The sequence below is a fragment of the Pseudoalteromonas sp. GW168-MNA-CIBAN-0100 genome, from assembly GCF_040309225.1.
In the GTDB taxonomy this organism is placed as follows: Bacteria; Pseudomonadota; Gammaproteobacteria; order Enterobacterales; family Alteromonadaceae; genus Pseudoalteromonas; species Pseudoalteromonas arctica.
This window is the reverse complement of sequence record NZ_JBEOOL010000865.1, coordinates 1-250: the sequence shown is the minus strand read 5'-3', so window position 1 is coordinate 250 and position 250 is coordinate 1. Positions and strand designations below refer to the sequence as shown.

The following is a 250-nucleotide window of genomic DNA, read 5'->3' as shown; positions in this document are numbered from 1 at the left end:
CAGAGGTTCGTCGTCGGGTATTTCGAGCAAGCGTGCCATTTGATCTACATCGAGATTTTTAGGTAAAGGCTTAGCAAACTTAGGCCCTTTTATGCTTACCGCTGGGTTATGGTAATGCGCTTGTTTAGCAATATTTTTGGCTTTTAAGAATTTATATAAACTGCGAATACAACTGAGCTTTAAACTAATAGTGCGGCCACTTAATTGTTTTGAGCGCAGTGCCATGCTGTAACGGCGAATATGCTCACCC

The 250-nt window shown here is 42.0% G+C and carries 1 protein-coding gene; it reads right to left on the bottom strand.

Going from position 1 to position 250, the window contains the following annotated elements:
* A partial coding sequence (locus tag AAEY62_RS23770) for a site-specific integrase (RefSeq protein ID WP_350636924.1) occupies nucleotides 1–250 on the bottom strand: 250 nt, incomplete at both ends.